General features: G+C 49.2%; 2 protein-coding genes and 1 pseudogene. 2 read left to right on the plus strand and 1 reads right to left on the minus strand.

Annotated features, from left to right (window positions below; all coding sequences use genetic code 11):
* Position 1: 1 nt before the first annotated feature.
* Entirely contained in the window at positions 2-487 is a 486-nt protein-coding gene (locus QVO97_RS09470; RefSeq protein WP_022360091.1) for a hypothetical protein, read from the minus strand.
* Positions 488-1,045: 558 nt separating this feature from the next.
* Between QVO97_RS09470 and QVO97_RS09475 the strand changes: the two genes are divergently transcribed.
* Positions 1,046-4,924, plus strand: coding sequence for a DNA-directed RNA polymerase subunit beta (locus QVO97_RS09475; RefSeq protein WP_107000677.1), 3,879 nt, complete (start codon positions 1,046-1,048; stop codon positions 4,922-4,924).
* Positions 4,925-4,946: 22 nt separating this feature from the next.
* A pseudogene (locus QVO97_RS09480) lies at positions 4,947-6,013 on the plus strand (DNA-directed RNA polymerase subunit beta'); the annotation flags it as partial.

Below are 6,013 nucleotides of genomic sequence, written 5' to 3' on the forward strand. Positions count from 1 at the left end.
ATTATTTATTTTTCTTGGACTTGGAAGCTTCTTTCTTTGCTGCCTCTTCTGTATTTTTCTTGAAACGGTCAAAGAATTTTTTCTTCTTCGGCAGCGGCGGGATGCCTCCGCGCACGCTCTTGATCTCTGTGATATAAAGACCGCTGATGACAACCTTTGCCTCGGTGCGGAGCGGTAACTGAAGGAATACCTTCTCATCCGCGATCATGGTCACAACCTTCGGTCCGATCTTAGCCTTTACGATCGGGAGCTTCGCCCACTTCATATACCATGGAGTCTGGTCGATAACCATCTTCGGGAGACCGGAATCTCCGATCTTCAGTTTCTTTTTGTCAATCGCCAGAATCGAAACTGTCTGTTTCGAAGCGTCGATCATAGTCTGCTGCTCTGCCTGACGTTTCTGCATCCGGGAACCCAGAATATACAGTACGACAAGAAGGATAGCCAGAATGACGATAATAACTAGCAGTACATTCCAAAATGACATATATATACCTCCGTTGTAGATAGCGGCGGGACGAAAATCCAATCCCATTTCGCATGGAACACGAAAATAACCGCGCAATTACTGTATATTATAGCATTGGAGAGAGGAAATGGCAAGAAAAATAGACGGGTAACTATGGCGATGGGGACTTAAAAAAATAGAAAAAACCAAAATCATGTTATCGAGCGCTTTTACTGAGATGATTTCGGATGTGTTAGTGCATTGGTCCGCATAAGCGATTCTTTCAAATTCACTTAACTCTGGCATCGGTTTCCTCCATATGTTGTAGTGAATATTCTTAAATTATACCATGATTTGCCGCATGATACAATGAAATGAGAAGAGGGAAGGCTATATTTTCCAAATCCATCAAAAAACCACTTGACACCCATCAAATCCCATGCTAAGATGGAGAATGCACTATTGTGGAAAACTGTGTTTTCCGGGTATTCGTATGCCCAAATGACAGTGCAGCTCCGGCGGCATGAAACAAGGCTGGTTCGGAGATGGAAAAATGCAAACCATAGAGATAGAAAGAAAACAGGGGTGAAACATCGAATGGAGAAAAGCAGGATGCGTCCGGTAAAAACCGGTAAAGGTGTAAGGATGACCTTCTCAAGACAAAAAGAAGTTCTGGAAATGCCGAATTTGATTGAGATTCAGAAAAACTCGTATCAGTGGTTCCTGGATGAGGGACTGAAAGAAGTGTTTGCTGATATCTCCCCGATCACGGATTTCGCAGGTCACTTGAGTCTGGAATTTGTGGATTTTACACTGTGTAAAAACGATATCAAATATACGATCGAAGAGTGCAAAGAGCGCGATGCGACCTATGCAGCTCCTCTGAAGGTAAAGGTAAGACTTTGCAATAAAGATAAAGATGAGATCAATGAACATGAGATTTTCATGGGTGATCTTCCACTTATGACCGACACCGGCTCCTTCGTTATCAACGGAGCGGAGCGAGTTATCGTCAGCCAGCTTGTTCGTTCCCCTGGTATTTATTATGGAATCGCGCACGATAAGATCGGTACAGAGTTATACAGCTGCACCGTTATCCCGAACCGGGGTGCCTGGCTGGAGTATGAGACAGATTCCAACGACATTTTCTACGTGCGTGTAGACCGGACCAGAAAAGTTCCTGTTACTGTTCTGATCCGTGCTCTTGGTTACGGTACTAACGCCGAGATCATTGACCTGTTCGGCGATGAGCTGAAACTGGAGAAGAGCTTCGAGAAGGATCCGTCCAACAACTACCAGGATGGTCTTCTGGAATTATATAAGAAGATTCGTCCGGGTGAGCCGCTTTCCGTAGACAGCGCAGAGAGCCTGTTAAACAGCATGTTCTTCGATCCGCGCCGCTACGATCTGGCAAAGGTAGGTCGTTATAAATTCAATAAAAAGCTTCACTTTAAGAACCGTATCGTAGGTCACGTTCTGGCTGAGGATGTGGTTGATACAACTACCGGAGAGATTCTGGCGGAGCAGGGAACAAAGGTTACCAAGGAACTTGCTACTGACATCCAGAACGCAGGCGTTCCGTTTGTATGGATTCAGGGTGAGAAGAAGAATCACAAGGTTCTTTCTAACATGATGGTAGATCTGGGCGCTTATGTGAATTTCGATCCGGAAGAAGTAGGCGTCACAGAGTTAGTATTCTATCCGGTTCTCCAGGGTATTCTGGAAGAAAATGCCGGCGCTTCTGATGAGGAGTTAAAAGAGATTATCCGCAGAGATATCCATGACCTGATTCCGAAGCACATTACGAAGGAAGATATCATCGCTTCCATCAACTACAACATGCATCTGGAAGGCGGCATCGGCAATCCAGATGATATCGACCATCTGGGCAACCGTCGTATCCGTGCGGTCGGCGAGCTGCTTCAGAACCAGTACCGTATCGGTCTGTCCCGTATGGAGCGTGTGGTACGTGAGCGTATGACAACACAGGACATGGAAGGTGTTTCTGCCCAGTCCCTGATCAATATCAAGCCGGTTACAGCAGCAGTCAAGGAGTTCTTCGGAAGTTCCCAGCTGTCCCAGTTCATGGATCAGAACAACCCGCTGTCCGAGCTGACCCATAAGAGACGTCTTTCCGCCCTGGGTCCTGGCGGTTTGTCAAGGGACCGTGCCGGATTCGAGGTACGAGATGTACACTACACACACTATGGCCGTATGTGCCCGATCGAGACACCTGAGGGACCGAACATCGGTCTGATCAACTCCCTGGCATCTTACGCACGTGTCAATGAGTACGGTTTCATCGAAGCTCCGTACCGTGTAGTAGATAAAACCGATCCGTCCAACCCGGTTGTTACGGATGAGGTTGTATACCTGACAGCAGACGAGGAAGATAACTTCGTTGTTGCACAGGCAAACGAGCAGTTAGACGAAGAAGGACACTTCGTCCACAATAACGTATCTGGTCGTTTCCGTGAGGAGACTTCCGAGTTCCAGAAGAAGAAAATCGACCTGATGGACGTATCCCCGAAGATGGTATTCTCCGTAGCTACTTCCATGATTCCGTTCCTGCAGAACGACGATGCGAACCGTGCTCTGATGGGATCAAACATGCAGCGTCAGGCGGTACCGCTTCTGACCACCGAGAGAGCCGTTGTCGATACCGGTATTTCCGCGAAGGCAGCTGTTGACTCCGGTGTGTGTGTCGTTGCAAAGAATGCCGGTGTGGTTGAGCGCTCCGCTTCCAACGAGATCATCATCAAGAGAGATTCCGATGGAAACCGCGATGTATACCATCTGACAAAATTCAAGAGAAGTAACCAGTCCAACTGCTACAATCAGAAACCGATTGTATACAAGAATGACCATGTCGAAGCTGGCGAGGTTATCGCAGATGGTCCGTCCACCTGCAACGGTGAGATCGGTCTGGGCAAAAACCCGCTGATCGGCTTCATGACCTGGGAAGGCTACAACTACGAGGATGCCGTTCTTCTGTCTGAGCGTCTGGTTCAGGAGGATGTATATACCTCCGTCCATATCGAGGAATACGAGGCAGAAGCACGTGATACCAAGCTGGGACCGGAAGAGATCACAAGAGATGTTCCGGGTGTCGGCGAGGATGCACTGAAAGATCTGGACGAGCGCGGTATCATCCGCATCGGTGCAGAGGTTCGTGCCGGTGATATCCTGGTAGGTAAGGTTACTCCGAAGGGAGAGACCGAGCTGACCGCAGAAGAGCGCCTGTTACGTGCGATCTTCGGTGAGAAGGCAAGAGAGGTTCGTGATACCTCCCTGAAAGTACCGCATGGTGCATACGGTATCATCATTGATGCGAAGGTATTTACAAGAGAGAACGGCGACGAGCTGGCTCCGGGTGTAAATAAGACCGTTCGTATCTACATTGCACAGAAGAGAAAGATTTCCGTCGGCGATAAGATGGCTGGCCGTCATGGTAACAAGGGTGTCGTTTCCCGTGTACTTCCGGTTGAGGATATGCCGTTCCTTCCGAATGGCCGTCCGCTCGACATCGTACTGAACCCACTGGGCGTACCGTCCCGTATGAATATCGGACAGGTTCTGGAGATTCATTTAAGCCTTGCTGCCAAAGCACTTGGTTTTGATGTATCCACCCCGATTTTCGACGGTGCAGACGAGAAAGATATTCAGAACACTCTGGAGATGGCAAATGACTATGTCAACACCTCCTGGGAAGAGTTCGAAGCAAAATATAAAGATATTGTAGATCCGGAAGTTATGGAGTATCTGGGTACCCATCTGGAGCACAGAAAACTCTGGAAGGGCGTTCCGATCGGACGCGACGGTAAAGTCCGCCTGAGAGATGGACGTACCGGCGAATACTTCGACAGCCCGGTTACAATCGGACACATGCATTACCTGAAACTGCATCATCTGGTTGATGATAAGATTCATGCACGTTCCACAGGTCCTTACTCCCTCGTTACACAGCAGCCGCTGGGTGGTAAAGCTCAGTTCGGTGGCCAGCGTTTTGGAGAGATGGAGGTTTGGGCTCTGGAGGCGTATGGCGCATCCTACACGCTGCAGGAGATCCTGACCGTGAAGTCCGATGATGTGGTAGGTCGTGTGAAGACATACGAGGCAATCATCAAGGGCGAGAATATTCCGGAGCCGGGTATTCCGGAGTCCTTCAAGGTACTCTTAAAAGAGCTTCAGTCCCTGGGTCTGGATGTCAGAGTTCTGGCAGAAGACGGTTCCGAGATCGAGCTCAAGGAGAACATCGACGAAGGCGATACCGATCTTCGTTCCGTCATCGAGGGTGACAGCAAGCGTTACTCTCAGAATGAGTCCTTCGGCAACTACGGTTACCAGGAGCAGGAATTTAAAGATGGTGAGCTGACCGATGTAGAGCACGATGAGTATACAGCAGAGGCAGACGGCTATACGGACGATGACTATGCAGACGTTTCCGATGATAATGGATCTGACGACGAAGAATAATCGATAGGAGGGAGTACCGCTCATGCCAGAGACAAATGAAACATATCAACCATTGACATTTGACGCAATCAAGATCGGTTTGGCATCCCCTGAAAAGATTCTGGAGTGGTCTCACGGCGAGGTTAAAAAGCCGGAGACCATCAACTACAGAACATTAAAGCCGGAGAAAGACGGCCTGTTCTGTGAGAGAATCTTTGGACCGAGCAAGGACTGGGAGTGCCACTGTGGTAAATATAAAAAAATCAGATATAAAGGTGTTATCTGTGACCGCTGCGGCGTTGAGGTTACAAAAGCCAGCGTCCGCCGTGAGCGCATGGGTCATATCGAACTTGCAGCTCCGGTTTCCCACATCTGGTATTTCAAGGGAATTCCGAGCCGCATGGGTCTGATTCTGGACATTTCTCCGAGAACTCTGGAGAAGGTTCTGTACTTCGCTTCCTATATCGTGCTGGATCCGGGACAGACCGGACTGCAGATGAAGCAGGTTCTGTCTGAGAAGGAGTACCGTGACGAGATCGAGAAATACGGTTACGGTTCTTTCCGTGTCGGCATGGGTGCCGAGGCGATTCAGGAGCTTTTAAAGGCGATCGACCTGGAGAAGGATTCTGAGGATCTGAGAAACCAGTTACAGGATGCAACCGGACAGAAGCGTGCCCGCATCATCAAGCGTCTGGAAGTCGTAGAGGCATTCAGAAATTCCGGCAACAAACCGGAGTGGATGATCATGACCGTTGTCCCGGTTATCCCGCCGGATATCCGTCCGATGGTACAGCTGGATGGCGGACGTTTCGCAACTTCCGACTTAAACGATCTGTATCGTCGTATTATCAACCGTAACAACCGTCTTGCAAGACTTCTGGAGCTCGGCGCACCGGATATCATCGTGCGCAACGAGAAACGTATGCTTCAGGAGGCTGTTGACGCATTAATTGATAATGGCCGCCGTGGCCGTCCGGTTACCGGTCCTGGCAACCGTGCCCTCAAGTCCCTTTCCGATATGTTAAAGGGTAAACAGGGACGTTTCCGTCAGAACCTTCTGGGTAAGCGAGTTGACTATTCCGGACGTTCCGTTATCGTCGTAGGACCGGA

The sequence above is a fragment of the Clostridium sp. CAG:43 genome, from assembly GCF_000434655.1.
GTDB classification, from domain to species: domain Bacteria; phylum Bacillota; class Clostridia; order Lachnospirales; family Lachnospiraceae; genus Otoolea; species Otoolea fessa.